Source organism: Nitrobacter vulgaris (assembly GCF_031453995.1).
Classification (GTDB): domain Bacteria; phylum Pseudomonadota; class Alphaproteobacteria; order Rhizobiales; family Xanthobacteraceae; genus Nitrobacter; species Nitrobacter vulgaris.
On sequence record NZ_JAVDPZ010000002.1, the window covers coordinates 66,063 to 88,054 of the forward strand.

Genomic DNA, 21,992 nt, shown 5'->3' on the forward strand with positions numbered 1-21,992 from the left:
TTTCGCCCGCCGTTGTCCGGCGGGTCGATCGTTGCTTGGATATTATCCGCTAATTCTTGACGAGTGGTTTGCGCGGGGTGGCTTCGGGCGCAGATGACCTAGAGTCCCGTTTCTGACGGAATCAGAAGCGGGGCTGAATGATTTTGATCAAACGGGTTTTCTTCCCGCGAACCGAAATCAACTTCGCTCGAAAACGCTATTAGCCTGGATCAATCCTGACTCGCATACAATACGGGCTGGGCGATCAGTTTTTGATTGTGATGCAGGATATATCCGAACGCTTCAGGGTGCGGCACGCGGCTTCGGCTTCGTCGCGGTCGAGGCCGGCGAAGCGGGCGCGATAGAGTTTCTTGTTTCCCTTGCCTACAGACTCAGTGAAGGGATCGGCCTTGCCCAACATCTTGGGGGCGCGACCTCGGGCCGTATCGAGACGCTCACGCGCCTGGCTTTCCGTTTCCAGTGCACCAACCTGAATGATCCAGCCCGAATGCGATGCCACTGGTTTCAGCGCGCCATTCTTCTGAACGGTCCGCGGTTGAACCTCTGCTCCTGAATCCGCATGAGCCATCGCCTGCTTTGTCGAAGAAGAAAGACTCGAAGCGGGGAGCACGCCCAAGATGCCCTGACCGTTGCCGAAGTTGGCAGGTTGCGGCGGTACATTCGCCCGCGCTACGACAGAGCCCGACGTTTCCGGTGCCCCATCGTGATCTGCTGTGGTGTTGCCGGCGGCCGGCGACACAGAGGGGGCCGGCCCGGCCGAAGCCAGTCTAACCGATTTTGCCTTGACCTGCACCGTTTTGACCCGCACCGGCTTCATAGGTTCGGTGGCGCCGGGAACGGCGTCGATGGGCTGGGTCTTGATAACGCCACTCATCAAAGCAGCGGGTTCGGATACAGGCCTTTTCGGGGGCGGCGCAGCGTTCGAAGCCGTTATCAGCGAGCGAGCGGGACGTTCGGGCGGCAGCGTGACGGGTTCGGGCACATTGGACGCGACTTGAACAGCACCGTCCACTTGCGTCACGCCAGTGGGCCGTGACCGCGCCTGATCTTCAGCCGCTTTCGCATTGGCCTCCGCCATACTGCTTTCGGCAATAGCGGCAACCGTCCGCCGCGTTGAAGCCATCTCAAGATTTTGGGCCAGCAGTTGGCGCATGGTCGCATCGCGTGAACCGCCGCTGCGACCGCCAAGAACGACGCCGACGAGGTGGCGATTGCCGCGCCTGAGGTTGGTGACCAAGTTGAAGCCGGAGGCTCGAATATAACCGGTCTTGATTCCATCGACGCCATCTACGCTGCCGAGCAAATGGTTATGGCCCCGAATGGTGCGACCGCGGAACGTGAATGAGGTGGTCGCGAAGTAACGGTAGTAACGCGGGAAACGATCTTGCAAGGCACGGCCAAGCGTCGCCTGATCCCGCGCGGTGGTGATTTGATCGTCGTCGGGAAGACCTGAAGCGTTCCGATAGACCGTCCGCGTCATGCCGAGCGCGCGGGCCTTCCGCGTCATCATTCTGGCGAAGTCGTCTTCGTCCCCTGCGATCGCCTCGGAGATTACGACCGCCGCGTCGTTAGCGGATTTCGTCACCAGTCCTTTGATCGCATCTTCGACGCGGATGGTCTGACCCTGCTGCAGACCGAGCTTCGTCGGATCCTGTGAAGCCGCGTGCGCTGAGACGCGCATCTCGGTGTCGAGGCCGATCTTGCCGGAATCCAGACGCTCAAAAAGCATATAGAGCGTCATCATTTTGGTGAGAGATGCCGGATGACGAAGACTGTCAGGATTAGTGGACGACAGCGTCGCTCCGGAATTGGCATCCACAACGATCGAAGCGAATGGCGGATTGTAGCTATGCCGCTCCTGCTGCTGATGATGGCGATGGTGGTGACGGGCACGCCGCGCATTCGCCTGATCGATCGTAAAAACGACCGCGACTATCGCTGCAAGTCCGAATGCGCCAACGCGCATCGCGCGCGAGGAAGCCAAGGTGGTGTGAAGCATGTACTTCCCCGTCCCCATTTTCGACTCTAGTCACCGGTTCGTGAGGCAAAATTGTGCCCGACCGACTGATCTGGACGTTCAGCGCAAACCGGTTCTCTAGGCGAGGTGGCAGGTCAGATTGCCGTTCTGGCTAAGAGCCTGGTTCCATGGCATTTTTTGCCTTTGCCACGGGAAACGCTCAAGATTCGATTACCAGCGTAGGGGGCTGGAGTTTCGAAAGAGTTAAGCAACTGTTGATGACGCGGGACGGGTTTGAATGAATGCGACGATTGTGCAACGCACAATAATGCTTGAATTTATTGTGCATCGCACTATATTCGTATCAGATCAGCGGCTACTCCCGCTTTGTCACGAAAGGAATTATCATGACCACGACTGAAGAGATCCAGCAGCAGGCCAAGGAACAGTTGGACGCCGCTGTCGCAACCGCGAGCAGCTTTCACAAGGGCGTTCAGGCCATCGCTGTAGCCTTTGGCGATTACACTCGAAAAACGGTTGAAGATGGCAACGCATTCACCGAGAAACTCGCTGGGGCGAAATCGCTGGACCAAGCCGTAGCGGCGCAAACTGAATATGCCAAAACGGCCTACGAGACGTTCGTGAATGAGTCTCAAAAGATCGGCGGCCTCTACGCCGATCTCGCCAAACAAGCCTACAAGCCGCTTGAGGACTTTACAGCGAAGTTTGTTCCAGCAGCGCGCTAAGAAAAAAATTCTCAAATAAGAATAGCCCGGCCAATATCATCGGCCGGGCTTTTTGTTGTGCTACCGCGAGCGCGTTATTTGGCGATGCGCAGCTGCGAGATTTGTGTGAGAACGTTCTGAAAGGCGTCGGCAGTCTGCGTCGCCGATGTGATCATCTGAAAATTTCCGTCGGTGGCGCAGTTTTTGAGCACGTCCGATAGGGGATCCTTGCTGCCGACGTTGACCTGGATTGTAAAGACGACGACGCCGCTATCCTTGACTTTTTGGCACAGCAACGCCTGTCGCGCGTCGATACTGGACGCGCTCGTGTACCAGCGATTCTGCGTGTTCAGGCCGTCGGACAAAAGGACGATATAGTCCTGATAGACGTACGCCGCCTCTTTTCCGGGCGCCGCGATGGGACCGTTGGTCGTGCTGAGCGACTGCCAGCCCCAGGCAAGGCCGATACTCTGGTTAGTGTTGCCGCTGGGCGTCATCGCGTCGATCTGGTTTTTCAGATCGCCCCATGCGTAACTCATAGGCGTGATCGTGGCCGGGAGACAGTCTGTCCATTGTTCGGCATAGAACTTCGTGGAGGGCGCTGTGTCGCTGCCAACGGCCGTGGAGGGGGCGACATTTGAGATGTCGTGGTCTTGGTCGCGGTCGTTGATGCAACCGGTCCAGGTACTCCGCGCCGGTGCCGCAGCGGCAGTAGCAGCCGTCCCATCGCCACGCCAAAGGTGCGAGTAGGTCGTCGGTGTGCTGCAAACCTTGTTCTTGCCGCTTCCCGAGCAGGTGCAGTTACTGGTCGATCCACAACTTGCGCCCGAGCCGGAGGCAATGGTTTTTCCTGGCGTCGTAACAGTCGTGTAGCATCCATTGTAGAAAATGCCGGTCTTACCGGGAATTTTCTTGCCGCTATCCACGCTGGGGCAGATGTAACCTGCATAGGTTCCACTCGAGGGAATTGTACTCGTGCTCTTTGCTCCGCTCAAAGTTGCGGGTCGATCCATGCAGGTGAAACCGTGATTGGTGTTTGTAAACGGGCAAGATGATCCACCGATTGTGGTGTCCCAATTACTCGGCTTCGAACCTTTTTGACTGCTACCGAAAATGGTTTTGGTTGTGTCGAGGATTGGAGGTTCACCCTCCCACTCCGACCAATTCAGCCAAGCTGCGTTGACCTTGGCGGTTCCAACGTTGACGTCCTTTGCGAACGGAACGATTGAAATATAGACATCACCGGTGGTTTTGGAGAAAGCGGACAGCGAATCGATCATGTCCTTCGCGGCGGTTTGCAACGCCGACATTTTGCCGTTGGACGCCATCGAGCCGGTATTGTCCAACACCATCGCGACCCTCATGCGCGAATTACCCCATGTGGATGTGGAACTGGTGCCGAAACTAAGTTCCGGAAAGCCCGCGACCTTCATGAAATCGGTTTTGATCGTGCCCTGTCCGGAGGCGAGGATCGTTGCCGCCGCCGATGACGTGCTCGGGGTATAGGTCGCGCTTACGGTCACGCCGAAAGCGGATTTGTCCGTATAAAGCGACGAAAAATACCGCTGCACCGCCTCCGTGATCTGTTGGGACGACATCGTCGGGTTCGCCGCAGCGTCTCTGGAAACCATGAGCACCGCTGAATCCATGGCCGCCTGCATCGAGGAGCGTGCGGCATTCGCCCGCGTGTAATCGACGGCGGCGCCCACGAAGCCTAATATCGGCAGAAGCGCGATCGCAAAAATAGGTGCGATGTTACCTCGAGAATCGCGACTAAAATGCCCGATTGAGTTGCGAGTCCGTTTGTAAATTGACGTCTCAGACATAGCTGTCACCGATCCATTGGTTCCAGCGCATTTTCGAGCCGCTGGGCTAAACGGGTGGTAAAGTTGTCCTGAGAAAGCAGGTAAATAGCCGCACAAATTGCGACGATCGTTCAAAATTGCTTACCCATCGTCAATGGAGCTTAAATGGGCTTTGCTGACTTTCTGGAGGGGCAGAAGGAGTCGGTTAACCACTAACTGGGCGGTTGATCTCGCTCGTTAGCCGTTTCAGGAGAAATTACGATCTTGCGGTGAGGCGAATACAAACCCATACTTAAACCGTCCGGGCCAGCCGACGTTCACACAGGGATGAGCGGCCCTATACGTCGCAGCTTGACGCGGCGCGCGGTAACTTGGCCGGGGCCGTCGTTGATCGTGAAAAGATATCGAACGCTTGAGCCATGTTGAAGCTGCCTGTCATTCAAATATCTGGATCGTGCGTGAGGGATGTCCCTTCAGCACCAAGAATGAGTGAAGACGAAGACCGCGTCGGCGGCCAGGGCGATCCAGCCGCGTCGGTCCTCACCAAAGTCAGACCGAAGACGAAACGTCCCAGTCTTTATCGTGTGCTCATATTGAATGACGACTACACACCGATGGAGTTCGTCGTTCACGTCCTCGAGAAGTTCTTTCAAAAGGATCTGGAGGCCGCCACCCAGATCATGCTGCATGTCCATCATCACGGTATCGGCGAATGCGGCGTGTTCACCTACGAGGTTGCCGAGACCAAGGTCACGCAGGTGATGGATTTCGCGCGCAAGCACCAGCATCCGCTGCAATGCGTGATGGAAAAAAAGTAACTGCGCCAACCCGATTAGTCGGAACGATTTTTTTGCTTTCTGGTCAGGCCGGTTCAATCAGCGCGGCGGTTCGGCAAAGCTCATGATTCCCAAGCCTCTGTGCGATTCGCGTTGCCGCGCACTATGTTCGCGGAGACGGACCCTTCCCCCCGGGCGGTATATTACTATATTGTTGACGAAGGTTGTTGTTGCCTGACGGGGCGATGGCGATCATGATGGCCAAGAGACCCTAGAGGACGCGGAATGCCAACTTTTTCTCAAAGCCTGGAACAATCCCTGCATCGGGCGCTCGCAATCGCAAATGAGCGGCATCATCAATACGCCACGCTTGAACACCTTTTGCTATCGCTGGTCGACGATTCGGATGCGGCAGCGGTCATGCGGGCTTGCAGCGTAGATCTCGACAAGCTGCGCGGCAGCCTGGTGAACTATCTCGAGACCGAATTTGAGAATCTGGTCACGGCGGAAGCTGCTGACGACGCCAAGCCGACCGCTGGTTTTCAGCGCGTGATCCAGCGGGCTGTGATTCATGTGCAGTCGTCCGGCCGGGAGGAAGTGACGGGTGCAAACGTACTGATTGCGATTTTCGCCGAGCGCGAAAGCCATGCCGCCTACTTCCTGCAAGAGCAGGATATGACGCGCTACGACGCGGTGAATTACATCAGTCATGGCATTGCCAAACGCCCCGGCGTCTCCGAAGCGCGGCCGGTGCGCGGCGTCGACGAAGAGACCGAAACGAAGAGTGGCGACGATGCCAAGAAGAAGGGCGATGCGCTTGAAACCTACTGCGTCAATCTGAACAAGAAGGCGCGGGACGGCAAGATCGATCCGGTGGTCGGGCGAAATGCCGAGATCAACAGAGCGATCCAAGTGCTATGCCGCCGGCAGAAGAACAATCCGCTCTTTGTGGGCGACGCCGGTGTTGGTAAGACCGCGATTGCCGAAGGGTTGGCGAAGCGCATCGTCGACAGCGAAGTTCCCGAGGTGTTGGCGGCCGCGACCGTATTCTCCCTCGACATGGGAACACTGTTGGCCGGCACACGCTATCGCGGCGATTTCGAAGAACGATTGAAGCAGGTTCTCAAGGAACTCGAAGCCCATCCGAACGCAGTGCTGTTCATCGATGAGATTCACACGGTGATCGGCGCGGGAGCGACCTCCGGCGGTGCCATGGACGCTTCCAATCTGCTCAAGCCTGCGCTGGCGTCGGGAGCGATCCGCTGCATGGGTTCAACCACCTACAAGGAATACCGGCAGCATTTCGAGAAAGATCGCGCGCTGGTGCGGCGGTTCCAAAAGATCGACGTCAACGAACCGTCGGTCGAGGATGCCATCGCCATTCTCAAGGGCCTCAAGCCGTATTTCGAAGACTACCACAAGCTGAAGTACACCAACGATGCGATCGAGGCGGCGGTGCAATTGTCGTCGCGGTATATTCACGATCGCAAGCTGCCCGACAAAGCGATCGACGTGATCGACGAGTCCGGCGCGGCGCAGATGCTGGTTACCGAGAGCAAGCGGAAGAAGACGATCGGGATCAAGGAAATCGAGACGACGATCGCGGCCATGGCCCGGATCCCGCCCAAGAGCATGTCGAAGGATGACGCGGAGGTTCTCAAGCATCTTGAGCAGACTCTCAAGCGCGTGGTGTTCGGACAGGATCGCGCGATCGAGGCTCTGACGGCGGCGATCAAGCTCGCGCGAGCCGGCTTGCGCGAGCCGGAAAAACCGATCGGCTCCTACCTGTTCTCCGGCCCGACTGGCGTCGGCAAGACGGAGGTCGCCAAACAGCTTGCGGAGGCGCTCGGCGTCGAGCTGCTGCGCTTCGACATGTCCGAATATATGGAACGGCACACCGTTTCGCGGCTGATTGGTGCGCCTCCCGGCTATGTCGGTTTCGATCAGGGTGGTCTGCTGACTGATGGCGTTGATCAGCATCCGCATTCGGTGGTGCTGCTCGACGAAATCGAGAAGGCGCATCCGGACGTCTACAACGTGCTGTTGCAGATCATGGACCACGGGCGGCTTACCGATCACCACGGCAAGCAGGTTAACTTCCGTAACGTGATCCTGATCATGACCACCAATGCGGGCGCTTCCGACATGGCGAAGGCTGCGTTCGGCTTCACGCGTAACAAGCGGGAAGGGGACGATCGCGAGGCGATCAACCGTCAGTTCTCGCCTGAGTTCCGTAACCGGCTCGACGCCACTGTCTCATTCGGCCATCTCAGCACCGACGTAATTGGCTTGGTAGTTGAGAAGTTCGTGTTGCAACTCGAGGCACAGCTTGCGGATCGTTTTGTGACGATCGATCTTTCTGATCCGGCCAAAGCCTGGTTGGTCGAGCACGGCTACGACGAGCAAATGGGTGCCCGGCCGATGGCGCGGGTGATCCAAGAGCACATCAAGAAGCCGCTGGCAGACGAGGTGCTGTTCGGCAAGCTCAAGGGTGGCGGCCACGTCCGCGTCGTTCTCGTCAAGGACGAAGCGGTCGCGGGCGTCGATCTCGAGAAGATCGGTTTCGAGTTCCTTGATGGGCCGGTCACACCCAAACCAGAGAAACTTCCGGGCGCCCGCAAGCGGACACCGCCGCGCAAACCCAAGCCTGGCGGCGGAGGGCTCACGTCGAAGGAACCGCTCCTCAAAGTCTGACCGCGGATACGAAAAAACAAACGGCCGGCACGAAAGTGCCGGCCGTTTTGCCTTGTTCATGGGCTTGAGCGATAGAGCCATTCCGGCTTTGAAATCAAAGCCGGAATCTACGCGAACCGGTATCCACTTCGCTCGAAATACGACGGTGTGGACGCAGAAGCGCGCATCCACAGTCTTGTTGAGGCGATTGCGACGGCGGTCAGGAACTTCTGACGAGCTTGACAAAAAGACGCGAGCGCCGCTCGTGAGAACGGGATTTATCTCTCCTCAGTGTTCTGCTCGTCACCCGTGGCTGGCTCGTCATGTTGTGCTTCCGGATCAAAGAATTCGCCGGCGGCGGCGATCGCTTCGGCGGCGGCGTCGCGATCCTCCTGTCGGGTACTGATGTCCTCGCCGCGCTGGATGCGTTCGGCTTCGTCGACGCTGCGGGCGACAGTCACCGTGATTTCAGCCTCAACTTCCGGGTGGACCGCGACCGTCAGCTTCTGCTTACCTATCGTCTTGATCGGCGCATCTAGCCAGACCTGGGGGCGGGTGACGATAATGCCGTCGGCGGCCAACGAAGCGACGATGTCGCGGACGGTGACCGAACCGAACAGCTGGCCGGTTTCGGAAGCCTGGCGGATAATGACAATGTCGCGTCCGTTGATCTTCTCGGCGACGTTGGCGGCTTCGCCCTTGGCCTTGATGTTGTTAGCTTCAAGCTCGGCTTTCATGCCGTCGTATTTGGCTCGATTTTCGGCGGTCGCGCGCAGGGCCTTGCCGCGTCGGAGAAGAAAGTTGCGGGCGAAACCGTCCTTAACCTTCACGACCTCGCCCATCTGCCCAAGCTTGGCTACACGTTCCAGCAGAATGACTTCCATATTCGATCCTCTTGTTCGGTGTTGAGTAACTGTATTGAGTCACGATTTCGGCGCGAGCGGCGGAGGCCTGTGCCGTTGCAGGTAACGTTGCCGAAATCCAAAAATGGCGTCTGCGATGCCGATGCCTACAATCGTGACGACGGGCCATACGAACATCAGCACGACGGCGTAGACCGAGCCGAGCCATAGCCCACGGTTCCGCATCGTTAGGGTGATCGTGTGCAATACGGCGAAACCTACCAGCGCATACGTCATCATCAGACACGCGGTAACGATCTGGGCCAGGATCGCAGGCAAGCCGCCGACGAAGCACATCGCCAGCGCGACCATCATCGCAACCAGAGCCATCGGCGGAAGCGTCGTTGTCCTCATGTCGGGCCAGGGGCGCCGCAGCCGGCCGGAGGTGGCGGTGACTTTGGCCGCCAGCCACATATTGAGCGTCAGCGTCGCCATAGCAATCGTTGCGGCAGCGGCAGGGGCAATGGCCACAAACGCATCGACGACCTCCGAGGCCCGATCGCGTGACGCTGCATCCTGCACATTGGCGATGCGTACCAAACCGCGCCGCAGGGTATCCGTAATCGTCGATGCGTCGGAGCCAAGCGTAAGAAGCGCGGCGGTCGTGGTCAGCGCGGCGAAGCAGGCAATCCAGATCAGTATGCGTCCAATTGGATACCAGTCGACCGGGTACAGAGCGGGCGGCACTGCGTCGGTGCTTTGCGGCGACGTATCCGCGATGACCGGGCGGCCGAGCAGCACCAGATGTCCCAGCCACCACGCGGGCAGCGCGACAGTCAGCACGAAAGCTGCGGAATACGGCGGACCGAACAAGACGCCAAGGCTGGCGCCGGCAATAGCGCCGCCGATAGCTGCGCAGGTCGGACCCCATCCCATTGCCGCGACCATCAGCGGCAATGGAGCCAGATAGAACAACAGCAGCGAGATCAGCGCGCCCGAAATGATCGACGCGAACATCAGCGCGGAGGCGCATCCGGCTGCGACCGCAATGAGGAGGTTCATAGTCATCAGCTGTCCCGCTCCTCTCGAGCGGTTAGAGGTCTCGTCCGAGCCCCAACCATCGGCCTCCGGAATAACCCCGAAGCCTTATGAAACATAACGATGATAGACGCCGGCGATGCCGCCGGCGACCGTGAATTACCGGATAACGTAAGGAAGTAGACCGAGGAAACGCGCACGCTTGACCGCGCGCGCGAGCTCACGCTGCTTCTTGGCGGATACAGCGGTGATGCGGCTCGGCACGATCTTGCCGCGCTCGGAGACGTAACGCATCAACAGCTTGGAATCCTTGTAATCGAGTTTCGGCGCATTCGCACCCGTGAACGGGCAGGTCTTGCGGCGGCGGAAAAATGGACGGCGTGCACCGGCATCAGCCATGATTCTTACTCCTCAACCACTGCGTTGGCGTCATCGCGCGGTCTGCGCGGACCGCGGTCGCCACGGAAACCGCCGCCGCGATCGTCACGCTCACGGTCGCGATCGGCCTTGCGCATCATCGCCGAAGGACCTTCTTCATGTTCTTCGACCCGCACGGTGAGATAGCGGATGACGTCTTCGTGGATGCGTTCCTGGCGCTCGATCTCATTGACGACCGTGGCCGGCCCATCGATATTGAGCAGCACGAAATGCGCTTTGCGGTTTTTCTTCATGCGGTAGGTGAGCGAACGTACGCCCCAGTTCTCGGTCTTGGTGACCTTGCCCCCCAATCCCGTGATCACGCCCGTGATCTGGTTGGTCAATTCCTCGACCTGCTGGGAACTCGCATCTTGGCGCGCGAGAAAAACATGCTCATAGAGAGGCATGGATGTCCTTTCCTCAAGTTGGCGCGGACCCCGGCGGCAAGCCCTTCGAGACCTTTGGAAAGGACTCGGGATAAGCTCAGAAGGCGGAAGCACGGGACGACGGGCCGATGGGCCCTGCCGCATCAATATCGCCTGACAGGTGAAATTGCTGAGACCGTCCGTTCAGCTCCCGGCCGGGATCTGCGGATGGCGCGGGTTATACGGATATTCGGGCCGGTTGCAAGAGATAACGGCGTCGCCGGCTCGCGGTCTAAGCCATCAAACCACGAAGCTCAGAGACCGCCGCAAGCAGTTGATGAGCCTAGCAACCACCTGTCTTGACATCATTCGGCGCGCGGTGTCTCTCCGCTCGGGGTTTCAAGGGGCGAGCGTATGACCGCGGCATTCACTTTTCCGGGGCAGGGTTCCCAGACCGTAGGTATGGGCAAGGCGCTGGCCGAGGCTTTTCACGTCGCAAAAGCTGTTTTTGACGAGGTGGATGCGGCCCTCGGCGAAAAGCTGACCGCCACCATCTGGGATGGGCCTGCTGAAACCCTGCAATTGACCGAGAATGCCCAGCCGGCCTTGATGGCAGTCTCTATTGCCACTCTCCGCGTACTCGAAGCCGAGGCCGGATTTTCGGTGGCACGGGATGCCGCCTTCGTGGCCGGACATTCGCTCGGAGAATATTCCGCGCTGGCGGCCGCGGGCAGCCTGAGCATCGCGGATACAGCGCGGCTACTGCGGACGCGTGGCCTCGCCATGCAGAAGGCGGTTCCGGTCGGTGCTGGCGCTATGGCGGCGCTATTGGGCCTTGATTATGAAGCCGCGGTCGCCGTTGCCGACGAAGCCGCGCAGGGTCAGGTCTGCCAGGCCGCGAACGACAATGGTGGCGGACAGGTTGTCGTGTCCGGCGACAAGGAGGCGGTTCATCGGGCAGTCGAGATCGCGAAGACCAAAGGCGCCAAGCGCGCGATGCTGCTGCCGGTGTCGGCGCCGTTTCATTGCAGGCTGATGCAACCCGCGGCCGACGCGATGGCGAAGGCACTAGCTGACGTGGCGATCAGCACGCCGGCGGTGCCAGTCATTTCCAACGTACTGGCCGCCCCGATCACGAACCCTGACGAAATCCGCCGGCGGCTGATCGAGCAGGTGACAGGAACCGTCCGCTGGCGCGAGTCGGTCGCCTATATGGCCGAACACGGGGTGACGCGCTTTTTCGAGATCGGAGCCGGCAAGGTTCTGAGCGGGCTCGTCAAGCGCATAGCGGATGGCGCCATCGGCGTGGCCGTCGGCGGACCGAACGATATAGCGCAAGCCAAGGAAGCGCTGGCAGCCGCCCGCTCGGCTTAAACAAGACAAAGGAGGAGCGATGTTCGACTTGACCGATAGGACCGCGCTTGTGACAGGCGCAACCGGCGGTATCGGCGGCGCCATTGCGAAGGCGCTCCATGCGCAAGGAGCGACGGTTGCGATTTCCGGTACTCGTCGGGAGGTGCTGGAGGCGCTGGCGGGTACGCTTGGCGAGCGCGTTCATGTGCTGCCCTGCAATCTATCGGATGCGGCGGAGGTCGAAGCATTGGTGCCGGATGCCGAGAAGGCGATGGGACGCGTCGATATTCTCGTCGCCAATGCGGGCGTCACACGGGACAACCTGTTTGTGCAATTGCGCGACGAGGATTGGGATGATGTGATCAGGATCAATCTGACAGCGACATTCCGCCTGGCGCGCGCGGCGACAAAACTGATGATGCGCAAACGCTTCGGCCGCATCATCGCGATCACCTCGGTGGTCGGCGTCACCGGAAATCCGGGGCAGGGGAATTACACCGCATCGAAAGCCGGACTGATCGGCATGATCAAAACGCTAGGCGCGGAATACGCGAAGCGCGGGGTGACAGCCAATTGCATTGCACCCGGATTTATCGCAACAGCGATGACCGACGCGCTGAGCGAGAAACAGCGAGAGACGATTCTGACGAAAGTCCCCGCGGCCCGCCTCGGAACGCCGGAAGATATTGCGGCGGCGGCGGTCTATCTGAGTTCGAACGAAGCGGCCTACGTGACGGGGCAGACGATTCATGTCAATGGCGGAATGGCAATGATTTGAGGCGCTTTTAGCCCGTCTACCGGGGCTTGTGGTCAAGGCTTTCGATGTGTGATAACCGGACCAAGAACGGGTGGGCAAAGAACGCCATTGCAGGAATTTGAAACCCTGTATATTGGCGGTGTGGCGGCTGCCGTCGTTTGCCGGTCCGCACCCGCACAAGGCGGAAAAGACCGAATCCTACACGACTGCAAATAGCGACAGGAATTAGCTAGTTTAATGCTCCACGATGGCTCGTTTGCGGTCGGGTCCAATTGAACAAGCGCGAGGTTTAATGATGAGCGAGATTGGCGAGCGGGTTAAGAAGATCGTGGTCGAGCACCTTGGCGTAGAGCCCGAGAAAGTCGTCGAGAGTGCCAGCTTCATTGACGATCTTGGCGCAGACAGTCTCGATACGGTCGAGCTCGTGATGGCCTTCGAGGAAGAATTTGGCTGTGAGATTCCCGATGACGCGGCGGAGACGATCCTGACCGTCGGCGATGCCACAAAGTTTCTCGAGAAGAACGCGAAAAGCTGACGCTCTTCCGCGATCTTACATGAAGCCGGACGGGTCGTGTTCGAACGGCCCACCGGCTTTTCCTTATGATTTGTAAGGAAGCTGGAGTTTTCCAGATGAGGCGCGTCGTCGTCACCGGACTTGGCATGGTGTCGCCGCTTGGCTGCGGAGTCGAACCGACCTGGAAGCGCATACTCGACGGCATGAGCGGCGCGAAGCAGATCGAGACGTTCGACGTTACCGACTTGCCGTGCCGAATCGCCTGCGTCGTTCCACGTGGCGACGGTACTGACGGAACCTTCAATCCTGACCTGTGGATGGAGCCGAAGGACCAGCGCAAGGTCGACGATTTTATTATCTTCGCGATGAGCGCCGCCAGACAGGCGCTCGACGATGCGGATTGGCATCCTTCAACCGACGAGGATCGTTGCGCGACCGGCACCCTGATTGGTTCCGGAATCGGCGGCCTTTCGGGTATCGCCGACACTGCGGTCCTCATGAAGGAGAGGGGAGCCCGCAAGGTGTCGCCATTCTTCATTCCGGGACGCCTGATCAACCTTGCTTCGGGATACGTGTCGATCGAACACGGGCTCAAGGGACCGAACCATGCTGTGGTGACAGCCTGCTCGACAGGCGCGCATGCAATCGGCGATGCGAGCCGCCTGATCGCACTCGGCGACGCCGATGTCATGGTGGCTGGCGGCGCGGAATCGCCGATCTGCCGCATCGGCATGGCAGGCTTCTGCGCCGCGCGGACGCTGTCCACCGGCTTCAACGACACGCCGCAAAAGGCATCGCGTCCTTACGACAACAATCGCGACGGCTTCGTCATGGGAGAAGGTGCTGGTGTCGTTGTGCTCGAGGAGTACGAGCATGCACGGCAGCGCGGCGCGAGAATTTATGCCGAAATTACGGGATACGGCCTGTCGGGGGATGCCTATCACATCACGTCACCGTCCCCGGACGGCGACGGCGCGTTTCGGAGCATGACCGCTGCCATGAAGCGCGCTGGCATATTTCCATCGGATATCGACTATATCAACGCCCACGGTACATCGACCCAGGTCGGCGATGAAATCGAACTGAAGGCTGTTGAAAGATTGCTGGGTAACGCCGCGTCAAGCACGTCGATGTCCTCCACAAAATCCTCTATTGGCCATCTGCTGGGTGCCGCGGGCGCAGTCGAAGCTATTTTCAGCATCCTTGCGATTCGCGACAACATCGCCCCGCCAACGATCAATCTCGATAATCCTTCGGTGGAAACAGCGATCGATCTCGTCCCACACAAGGCGCGTCAGCGGGAAATCAACGTCGTACTGTCGAATTCGTTCGGGTTCGGCGGGACCAACGCATCAATTATCATGCGGCGCCTCGCCAATTAACGTGTGATGGACGCAAATCCACTGTTTCGCCGCATTCGATGATAAATCCTAGAGACGGCCGCATGCTGTTGGCCGGGGCAGGGAATTCGCCGGCCGCGATTAAACCGACAGGATTTATGTTGCATCGATGACTGAAAGGCCGCCCATCTCTCCGCGCAGTCCACGCGCCGCGCTTGAACCCGAACAGGTACCCCCGCCACCGAAGCGTTCTGCCCGCGCGCGAAGCCCGCTGGTGGTTGCGGGCAACGCGATCATTACGGTTTTGTTGATCGGGATGCTTGGTGCCGGCGGCGTTTTTTTCTACGGCAAGCAGAAGATCGAAGCGCCGGGGCCGCTACAGGATGAAAAGATCGTCAACATTCCGGCCCGCGCCGGAATGAACGACATTGCCGAAATTCTTCAGCGCGAAGGTGTGATCGACGACAATCGCTGGGCGTTTATCGGAAGTGTATTTGCGTTAAAGGCGCGCGCGGATCTGAAGCCAGGAGAATATGCGTTCCAGAAGCAAGCCAGTCTGCGCGAAGTCATCGGCACTATTGTCGAAGGCAAGGTGGTGCAGCATCCCGTGACTATTCCAGAAGGCCTGACTTCCGAACAGATTATAGAACGGCTTTCGGAGAATGAGATTTTCTCAGGGACTGTTCGAGAGATTCCACGCGAGGGCACATTGCTGCCCGAGACGTACAAGTTTCCGCGCGGCACCAGCCGAGAGCAAGTGATCCAGCGCTTGCAGCAGGCTCAGAAGCGCGTGCTCGCAGAAATCTGGGAGCGTCGTGCCTCAGATGTGCCCGTCAAAACATCTGATCAACTCGTTACGCTGGCATCTATCATTGAAAAGGAAACAGGCAAGGCGGATGAACGCAGCCGGGTCGCGGCCGTGTTCGCCAACCGTCTGAAGCAGAAAATGAAACTACAGTCCGACCCAACGATCATTTATGGTCTGGTCGGAGGCAAGGGGACGCTGGGGCGGCCGATCAAACGCAGCGAAATTATGCAAGCGTCTCCATACAACACCTACGTGATTGAAGGGTTGCCGCCGGGACCGATCGCGAACCCCGGCCGAGCTTCGCTCGAAGCAGCGGCAAATCCGGCGCGAACCCGCGATTTATTCTTCGTTGCCGATGGAAACGGGGGGCACAGCTTCACCGAGACTTACGAGCAGCACCAGAAGAACGTCGCTCGGTTGCGGACCATGGAAAAGCAGATTCAAAACGATGCGGTCGAGCCGCTGGACGAGCCGGCGCCGGCTGTCGCGCCCACCACAACAGAAACCGGCACCACACAGGACGAGCCTGCCCCGAAGCCCGCCCCGCGGGCGCGAACCCGGCCAAACCGGTAGGGCGCTGTAGAGCCTTCGCAGCACATCATTCAGCAACAGGGATCGAATCAGACCGCCGTCGGCATTCGGCCTGGTGTCTGATTCACCTTTTGATCGCGCATCATCTTATCCGAAACCGGTTTCCATGTTCGCGTGAAAACGCATCAACCAAAAGCGCAGAACTTCGATTCTGATTCCATCAAAAGCGGATTTCACTCGGCCACAAAATTCTCTAACGTCGGGACGATCCGTTAAACGAATCTCACATCTGGGTGCTTCGGAGAAACCACGCGATGGCGTTGTCGAGCATGACCGGCTTTGCAAGAAGCCACGGCGCCAGTGGGCCGTATGCGTTCGAATGGGAGTTAAAATCCGTGAACGCCAAAGGGTTCGACCTTCGGACGCGGCTACCGACCGGCTGGGACGATATAGAAGCGACGATAAGGAAGCGCGCAGCACAAGTGTTGTCACGCGGAACGGTCTACGCCAACCTAACGGTGAAGCGCAGCAACGCGGTTCCCCTTGTTCGCGTCAATGAACAGGTTCTGGCATCTCTCCTGAAGGTCGCGCGCGATTTGTGTGGCAAAATCGACGTGCTCGCGCCGAGCATTGACGGTTTGCTATCGATAAAGGGTGTTATGGAGGTCGTTGAACCGGAGCTCGACGATGCCGAGGAACTCGCAGCAAAGACCGCCGTCGCTGAAACCTTCGAGCAGGCGCTGCGCAGCCTAGTGGATATGCGCGAGCGTGAAGGAGCTACGCTTGGCGGCGTACTAATGCAGCGCATGGATGAGATCGAGCGTCTCGCGCGCAGGGCAGAGGCCGCCCCTGGCCGTCAACCGGGCGCAGTGAAGGCGCGACTTGCCGAGCAGATTACCGCATTGCTCGACACATCGGACCGCTTCGATCAGGATCGACTCCATCAGGAAGCGATCTTGATCGCTACGAAGGCCGATATCCGCGAGGAATTGGATCGCATTGCCTCGCATATTTCGCAGACGCGCGAGTTGATCGGCAGGGGCGGGCCGATCGGACGAAAGCTTGATTTTCTTGCGCAGGAGTTCAACAGGGAAGTCAACACTTGCTGCTCGAAGTCGAACGATCTCGAACTGACAAATGTCGGACTTGAACTGAAAAACGCCGTCGAACAGTTTCGCGAACAGGTCCAGAATCTGGAGTGATCGATGACTGCTCACGATCGGGGTTTCGACGGAGTCGAACGGCGCGGCCTGATGTTCGTGCTATCGTCGCCTTCCGGTGCTGGAAAAACCACGCTGTCGCGGCTGCTGATCGAGCGCGTCGAGGGTTTGAGCCTGTCGGTCTCTGCGACCACGCGCCCGATGCGGCCGGGCGAGGTCGATGGTCGTGACTACAAGTTCGTCGACGACGCAACCTTTGCGGCCATGGTCAAGCACAATGATCTGCTGGAATGGGCCGTCGTGTTCGACAATCGCTACGGCACGCCGCGCGCACCAGTGTATGCAGCGCTGGCGTCCGGCCGCGACGTACTGTTCGATATCGACTGGCAAGGCACGCAGCAATTGCGCGAGAAGGCACGGGCCGACGTGGTCAGCGTCTTTATTCTACCGCCGTCCGCCACTGATCTGGAACGACGCCTGCATACCCGTGCCCAGGATGCAGATCATGTCATCCGCGAACGAATGGACCGCGCCACGCATGAACTCAGCCACTGGGCCGAGTACGATTACATCGTCATCAACCAGAATGTCGATGAAGCGTTTGCTGAGGTGCAGTCAATTCTGAAGGCTGAACGGCTCAAGCGCGAACGCCGAACCGGATTGACGGCGTTCGTGCGAGAATTGCAGCGGCAACTTGAGACTTAGAGCCTCGCCTGTGATGCATCCGAAGCGAGGCGCTGTGACTTTGATTTGACGAGTTCGCTTAGAAACCTTTTCATTCGCCGCTACGTCGTTGCTCCACGTGATGCCCGAGACAGAATTTCCATGATGTCGCGAGATTGCGCCTCGATGTCCTGGCGTATGCGCAGCACGTCACTGCGGGAGGTTTGTGCCGTATCGGGCCCCTGTCGTTTCCAGGGCGGAGGGTAGCCTTGGTCGACCAAATCCTCGATCAATCGCGAGTGACGGACTTGCAAGAGGCTGCTCAGATTCCCGAACTTGACAGCTGCAAATCCAAGAAACCCTGCTACGGCCAACGCGCCAGCGAGTCCACCCAGCAGCATAGATGACGAGTGGGACTGAATTTCAGCCTCAGGAACGCTGACGACGGCTGAAGCAAGGCTTGGCTCGCTGCGTTCGCCGCGCGCCTGAGTATCAGACTCGATTGTTGCCGCAGAGACCGGCGTGCCGTTCGGCGTCTGCGGACCAGACGTGACTGCGGCTTGTACCGGCGGTTGCGTCGCATTGGCGACCGGTGCTGCGTTGATGGCCGGATCGGGCCACTGTGTGGTAGTGGCCGGTTGCGAGATATTCGTGTTTTGCGCAGGTTCGTCGGAAGAATCCCTCGTGGACGGCAGAGAGTTGGTGTCTGCTGGATCGTTCGCGCTTGTCGCGTCATCGAGCTCCGCATGAGCATTCGTGATGGACGGCCGGAGAGGTGGTGCGGAAGACCTCATTGCCGGCTTGTCCGACGCGGAAGCAGACGGCGACGGCCTTGCTGAGGTTTCCAGCGCAGTCTTGCCGCGGCCTTCGCCGAGATACCAGCAGTGACGCTTCGTTCCCGGCTCGACGCGATAATGCCAGTGACCTCCGCGCGGCGTCGTCGCGCCCGGTTTTACGAGGCAGGTATCGTCCGCGCGTGCCGAGCCATGGACGGTGATCGCAAGCATGCCGCCCGTGAACAAAGCTACCCCAAGGGTTGAGAGACGTTTCCCCAAACGGTTTGACATGCATATCCCCGATCATGACAAGATTCACGATGCTTTTTCGTTAATAATCGAGAAAGACTTGGGTCGCATTGCGCCGTAAATCCGGAATGGTCGGGGCGTAATTGAGGCTGAATGACCTCTCTTCTGCCTACATTTTTTACCTGCTCGGCCACCTTAACGTAGGCGCGCGGTCTCGCGGCTTCGCGATAAAGATAACATGTGCACAACAACACCGAACTTTACGGCGATTGCGGCGCATCAACGCCATAACATCGTCTCAGATCCGATCCGTTCTATTGCGGTGTATGTCCGCCAATTCACGAGCCATCGCAACGAAACCGGATATTGGAACGGTCTCCGCGCGCCGCGTGGGGTCGATGCCTGCCGCAGCCGCCAGCGACGCCGGATCAGCGGGCAACGATTTCAGGCTTTGCCGTAGCATCTTCCGGCGATGCCCGAACGCGGCGGCGGCAACTTGCTCTAGCATCCGCCGGTCGCATGGCTCGGGGCTATCGCGTGGTATCAGCCGCACCACCGAAGACGTGACCTGGGGTTGCGGAACGAAAGCCGCGGGCGAGATGTCGAACAGAATTTTGGTCTCTGTGCGCCAGTTCGACAGCACGGCGAGGCGGCCATACGCATCGTCGTTTTCGCGGGCAACGATCCGTTCGGCGACCTCGCGCTGAAACATCAGCACCATGGCGTCATACCATGGCGGCCAGGGCTCGATGCTGAGCCAGCGGATCAAAAGCGCGGTGGCGATGTTGTAAGGCAGGTTGGCGACGATCTTTGCGCGCATCGTGCCGAGCAGGGGTCGTGGATCGAAGCTTGTCGCATCCGCGTTGACGATCGTGAGGCGGCCGGGATAGCGAGCCGAGATTTCTTCCAGCGCGCCAAGCGCGCGTTCGTCACGCTCGATGGCGATGACGCGCATCGCGCCGAGCGCAAGCAGCGCCCGCGTCAATCCGCCAGGACCCGGCCCGATCTCGATGACGGTCGCATCCTGGAGCGGACCGGCGGCGCGCGCGATCCGGGCCGTGAGATTCAGATCGAGTAGAAAGTTCTGTCCCAGCGATTTTCGCGCCGACAACGCGTGACGTTTGATGACGTCGCGCAGCGGCGGAAGGTCATCAATCGCGCTCATGCCGAACGTGTCGACGCTGCCATCCGCGCGGCGAGGCTCAGCGCAGCGATCAGACTCGATGGATCGGCGCGTCCCGTGCCGGCGATGTCGAATGCAGTGCCGTGATCAGGCGATGTACGGATAAACGGCAGTCCCAGCGTGACATTGACGGCCCGATCGAAAGCCAGCGTTTTGACCGGAATCAGAGCCTGATCGTGATACATGCAAATGGCACAGTCGTAAGTCCGGCGCGCGGCCTCATGGAACATGGTGTCGGCCGGAAGCGGGCCTTTGACGTCGATTGCTTCGGCGCGCAGGATTGCGACGGCCGGTGCAACGATCGTCTGATCCTCGGTTCCGAGCGAGCCGTCCTCTCCCGCGTGGGGATTCAATCCGGATACCGCGATGCGGGGGCTGGTGATTCCAAATCGCGAGCGTAGGTCTGCAACGACAATGCGAACGGTATCCACAATCATGCGGCTCGACAGCATTGTGATCGCATCGCGCAAGGGCAGGTGGATAGTGACGGGCACGACCGCAAGATCGGGCGACCACAACAGCATCACAGGCTGCGGTGCGTTGGAGTTCGTTGCCGCCAGTTCGGCGAGAAATTCGGTGTGGCCAGGATGGGCGAATCCCGCCCGGTGGAGCACGCTCTTGGCGATCGGATTGGTGACCACTGCTCCCGCATGGCCCGCTACAACATCGTTGACCGCATGACGGATCGATCCAATCGCTGCGGGGGCGCTGTTGTCGTCGGGATGACCGGGATGCGCGGTTGCCGGATGCCCCGTGGCGACAATCGGAAGTGCTTCATTGAATATCTGGGAAAGGTCTTTCTGGCCAACCTCCGCCAAGGAAAGATCAAGCAAGGGAAGATCAAGTCCGAGCAGCTTTGCCCGGGCCGCGATGAAGACGCTATCGCCAAGAAGATAGAAGGGAGGAACGGCATCGCTCTTGCGGCGCAGCCAGGTCGCGATCGTGATATCCGGTCCGATGCCGGCCGGCTCGCCCAGGGTCAATGCAATCGGCTTCACCACGCGGTGGCTCCAGCGCGGCTTTTGATAGAATACACGCCGCCGTTCATGACATCTGCCGCATCACCCTGCTGGACACGCGGGAAACGTCATTTGTCGCCTTTCTCCGGACGACTCTCACGATATTCGATCATCGCGGATCTTCGAATATCGTCCAGGTAGGATTTGGACCGCTTCTCATACTTGTCGGCAAACATTTTTTCCCGGATTTCCTTTTTCTTCGGGGTGTCCACACTGGTTACCTTCTTTTCGCATACCGCTACCATTTCGACGCCCTGCCGCGTGATTTCCGGTGGAGTCAGATGCCCCACGGGCGTCTTATCGAGCAGATCTCGAAGCGTAGGTGGCAGGTCAGCGGACGTTTTTGTGATCGGATCGCGTAGGGTGGCATTCCGCATCGCCTTGACGGTGCGAACGGCCTCCGAGCAAGACTGAATGCGCTCGCGCAAAGAATTGGCTTCGTTGCGCCGCGCCTCCACCACCGGACCCGCCGCGCCGCGCGGAACGATCAGGACAACGGGCCGCATCCGGTATTCGACCCCCTCGATTTTCGATTTATCCTCGCCGCTATTCTTCAGCGCTTCATTGACATCACGATCGCTCACAAGAAGACTTTCCTTGAAGCGGCCGCGCACAAGGCTTCCCCAAACCATATCAGCTCTCAGGCGCGCCTTGATCGTGTCCGGACGAACTCCCTGAGAGCCGATCGATTTTGTCAGCTGTTCGGGCGACATCCCCATCCGCGCGCCCATGCTGGCGTATGCCTGATCAATATCCGTCGAAGTCGGGTTCACGCCGAACTTCTTGGCCTCCCTGATCTTCACCTTTTCGCCGATCAACTCTTCGATCACCTCCTGCCGGGGCGGAGATTTGTGGGTGGATATCTTAATCAGGCGGATGCGCTGCTCGATATCAAAAGTGGTGATCGGCTCGCCGTTGACCATGACCGCGACCGACTGGGCAAGCAGCGGCGAGTTCAAGCCGACGAAAGAAAGAAACGCGAATAAGGCCAGACGGCTCAACGGCCGGAAGAGCAAGATCATTTTCATGTCAATGCGCGCT

At 59.1% G+C, this 21,992-nt stretch carries 20 protein-coding genes; 10 read left to right on the top strand and 10 right to left on the bottom strand.

What is annotated here, in order from left to right; genetic code table 11:
* Positions 1 to 244: 244 nt before the first annotated feature.
* On the bottom strand, positions 245 to 1,999 hold the full coding sequence (locus GGQ85_RS01365; RefSeq protein ID WP_309772975.1) for a serine hydrolase: 1,755 nt from the start codon (positions 1,997 to 1,999) through the stop codon (positions 245 to 247).
* A 365-nt stretch (positions 2,000 to 2,364) separates the two neighbouring features.
* Here GGQ85_RS01365 and GGQ85_RS01370 point away from each other — a divergent pair, with 365 nt between their 5' ends.
* Positions 2,365 to 2,703, top strand: a complete 339-nt coding sequence (locus GGQ85_RS01370) for a phasin family protein (protein ID WP_309772977.1) — start codon at positions 2,365 to 2,367, stop codon at positions 2,701 to 2,703.
* Positions 2,704 to 2,777: 74 nt separating this feature from the next.
* Here GGQ85_RS01370 and GGQ85_RS01375 read toward each other — a convergent pair whose 3' ends face one another.
* Positions 2,778 to 4,508: a pilus assembly protein TadG-related protein gene (locus GGQ85_RS01375; protein WP_309772979.1), complete on the bottom strand. Its 1,731-nt coding sequence runs from the start codon at positions 4,506 to 4,508 to the stop codon at positions 2,778 to 2,780.
* 464 nt (positions 4,509 to 4,972) lie between these two features.
* Here GGQ85_RS01375 and clpS point away from each other — a divergent pair, with 464 nt between their 5' ends.
* Both clpS and clpA read left to right on the top strand, forming a co-directional pair.
* Complete coding sequence (gene clpS / locus GGQ85_RS01380; RefSeq protein ID WP_309772981.1) at positions 4,973 to 5,305, top strand: ATP-dependent Clp protease adapter ClpS; 333 nt, start codon at positions 4,973 to 4,975, stop codon at positions 5,303 to 5,305.
* A 243-nt stretch (positions 5,306 to 5,548) separates the two neighbouring features.
* Complete coding sequence (gene clpA / locus GGQ85_RS01385) at positions 5,549 to 7,957, top strand: ATP-dependent Clp protease ATP-binding subunit ClpA (RefSeq protein WP_309772983.1); 2,409 nt, start codon at positions 5,549 to 5,551, stop codon at positions 7,955 to 7,957.
* A gap of 257 nt (positions 7,958 to 8,214) precedes the next feature.
* Here clpA and rplI read toward each other — a convergent pair whose 3' ends face one another.
* The 4 genes from rplI to rpsF all read right to left on the bottom strand — a co-directional run bounded on the left by rplI (position 8,215) and on the right by rpsF (position 10,640).
* Positions 8,215 to 8,820 carry a 50S ribosomal protein L9 gene (gene rplI, locus GGQ85_RS01390; RefSeq protein ID WP_079446831.1) on the bottom strand — a complete coding sequence of 202 codons (606 nt, stop codon included), beginning with the start codon at positions 8,818 to 8,820 and terminating at the stop codon, positions 8,215 to 8,217.
* 39 nt (positions 8,821 to 8,859) lie between these two features.
* Entirely contained in the window at positions 8,860 to 9,846 is a 987-nt protein-coding gene (locus tag GGQ85_RS01395) for a hypothetical protein (RefSeq protein WP_309772985.1), read from the bottom strand.
* A gap of 129 nt (positions 9,847 to 9,975) precedes the next feature.
* On the bottom strand, positions 9,976 to 10,215 hold the full coding sequence (gene rpsR / locus GGQ85_RS01400) for a 30S ribosomal protein S18 (protein ID WP_079446829.1): 240 nt from the start codon (positions 10,213 to 10,215) through the stop codon (positions 9,976 to 9,978).
* Between the two features lie 5 nt (positions 10,216 to 10,220).
* Positions 10,221 to 10,640 carry a 30S ribosomal protein S6 gene (gene rpsF, locus GGQ85_RS01405; RefSeq protein WP_079446828.1) on the bottom strand — a complete coding sequence of 140 codons (420 nt, stop codon included), beginning with the start codon at positions 10,638 to 10,640 and terminating at the stop codon, positions 10,221 to 10,223.
* 372 nt (positions 10,641 to 11,012) lie between these two features.
* Between rpsF and fabD the strand changes: the two genes are divergently transcribed.
* The 7 genes from fabD (at position 11,013) to gmk (ending at position 17,766) form a co-directional block, all read left to right on the top strand.
* Positions 11,013 to 11,972 carry an ACP S-malonyltransferase gene (fabD, locus tag GGQ85_RS01410; protein WP_309772988.1) on the top strand — a complete coding sequence of 320 codons (960 nt, stop codon included), beginning with the start codon at positions 11,013 to 11,015 and terminating at the stop codon, positions 11,970 to 11,972.
* A gap of 19 nt (positions 11,973 to 11,991) precedes the next feature.
* Complete coding sequence (fabG, locus tag GGQ85_RS01415) at positions 11,992 to 12,729, top strand: 3-oxoacyl-[acyl-carrier-protein] reductase (protein ID WP_309772990.1); 738 nt, start codon at positions 11,992 to 11,994, stop codon at positions 12,727 to 12,729.
* Between the two features lie 274 nt (positions 12,730 to 13,003).
* Positions 13,004 to 13,243 (top strand): acyl carrier protein, encoded by a 240-nt coding sequence (locus tag GGQ85_RS01420; RefSeq protein WP_009799564.1) that lies wholly within the window; start codon positions 13,004 to 13,006, stop codon positions 13,241 to 13,243.
* A gap of 95 nt (positions 13,244 to 13,338) precedes the next feature.
* The gene (gene fabF / locus GGQ85_RS01425) at positions 13,339 to 14,604 is read left to right on the top strand and encodes a beta-ketoacyl-ACP synthase II (RefSeq protein ID WP_079446825.1); all 1,266 of its coding nucleotides are present in this window, start codon (positions 13,339 to 13,341) and stop codon (positions 14,602 to 14,604) included.
* Positions 14,605 to 14,731: 127 nt separating this feature from the next.
* Entirely contained in the window at positions 14,732 to 15,943 is a 1,212-nt protein-coding gene (mltG, locus tag GGQ85_RS01430; RefSeq protein ID WP_079446824.1) for an endolytic transglycosylase MltG, read from the top strand.
* A 272-nt stretch (positions 15,944 to 16,215) separates the two neighbouring features.
* Positions 16,216 to 17,103, top strand: a complete 888-nt coding sequence (locus tag GGQ85_RS01435) for a YicC/YloC family endoribonuclease (RefSeq protein WP_079446823.1) — start codon at positions 16,216 to 16,218, stop codon at positions 17,101 to 17,103.
* A 3-nt stretch (positions 17,104 to 17,106) separates the two neighbouring features.
* A complete protein-coding gene (gene gmk, locus GGQ85_RS01440; protein ID WP_079446822.1) occupies positions 17,107 to 17,766 on the top strand; it encodes a guanylate kinase in 660 nt (219 codons plus the stop codon).
* Between the two features lie 80 nt (positions 17,767 to 17,846).
* On the opposite strand, the gene GGQ85_RS01445 is transcribed toward gmk, so the two are convergent.
* The 4 genes from GGQ85_RS01445 to GGQ85_RS01460 form a co-directional block, all read right to left on the bottom strand.
* Positions 17,847 to 18,791, bottom strand: coding sequence for a hypothetical protein (locus tag GGQ85_RS01445; RefSeq protein WP_309772995.1), 945 nt, complete (start codon positions 18,789 to 18,791; stop codon positions 17,847 to 17,849).
* 256 nt (positions 18,792 to 19,047) lie between these two features.
* On the bottom strand, positions 19,048 to 19,914 hold the full coding sequence (gene rsmA, locus GGQ85_RS01450; RefSeq protein WP_079446820.1) for a 16S rRNA (adenine(1518)-N(6)/adenine(1519)-N(6))-dimethyltransferase RsmA: 867 nt from the start codon (positions 19,912 to 19,914) through the stop codon (positions 19,048 to 19,050).
* Positions 19,911 to 20,933, bottom strand: a complete 1,023-nt coding sequence (gene pdxA, locus GGQ85_RS01455; protein ID WP_309772997.1) for a 4-hydroxythreonine-4-phosphate dehydrogenase PdxA — start codon at positions 20,931 to 20,933, stop codon at positions 19,911 to 19,913. The genes rsmA and pdxA overlap by 4 nt, the downstream gene beginning before the upstream one ends.
* Positions 20,934 to 21,019: 86 nt before the next feature.
* Entirely contained in the window at positions 21,020 to 21,979 is a 960-nt protein-coding gene (locus tag GGQ85_RS01460) for a SurA N-terminal domain-containing protein (protein ID WP_079446818.1), read from the bottom strand.
* Between the last annotated feature and the right edge of the window lie 13 nt (positions 21,980 to 21,992).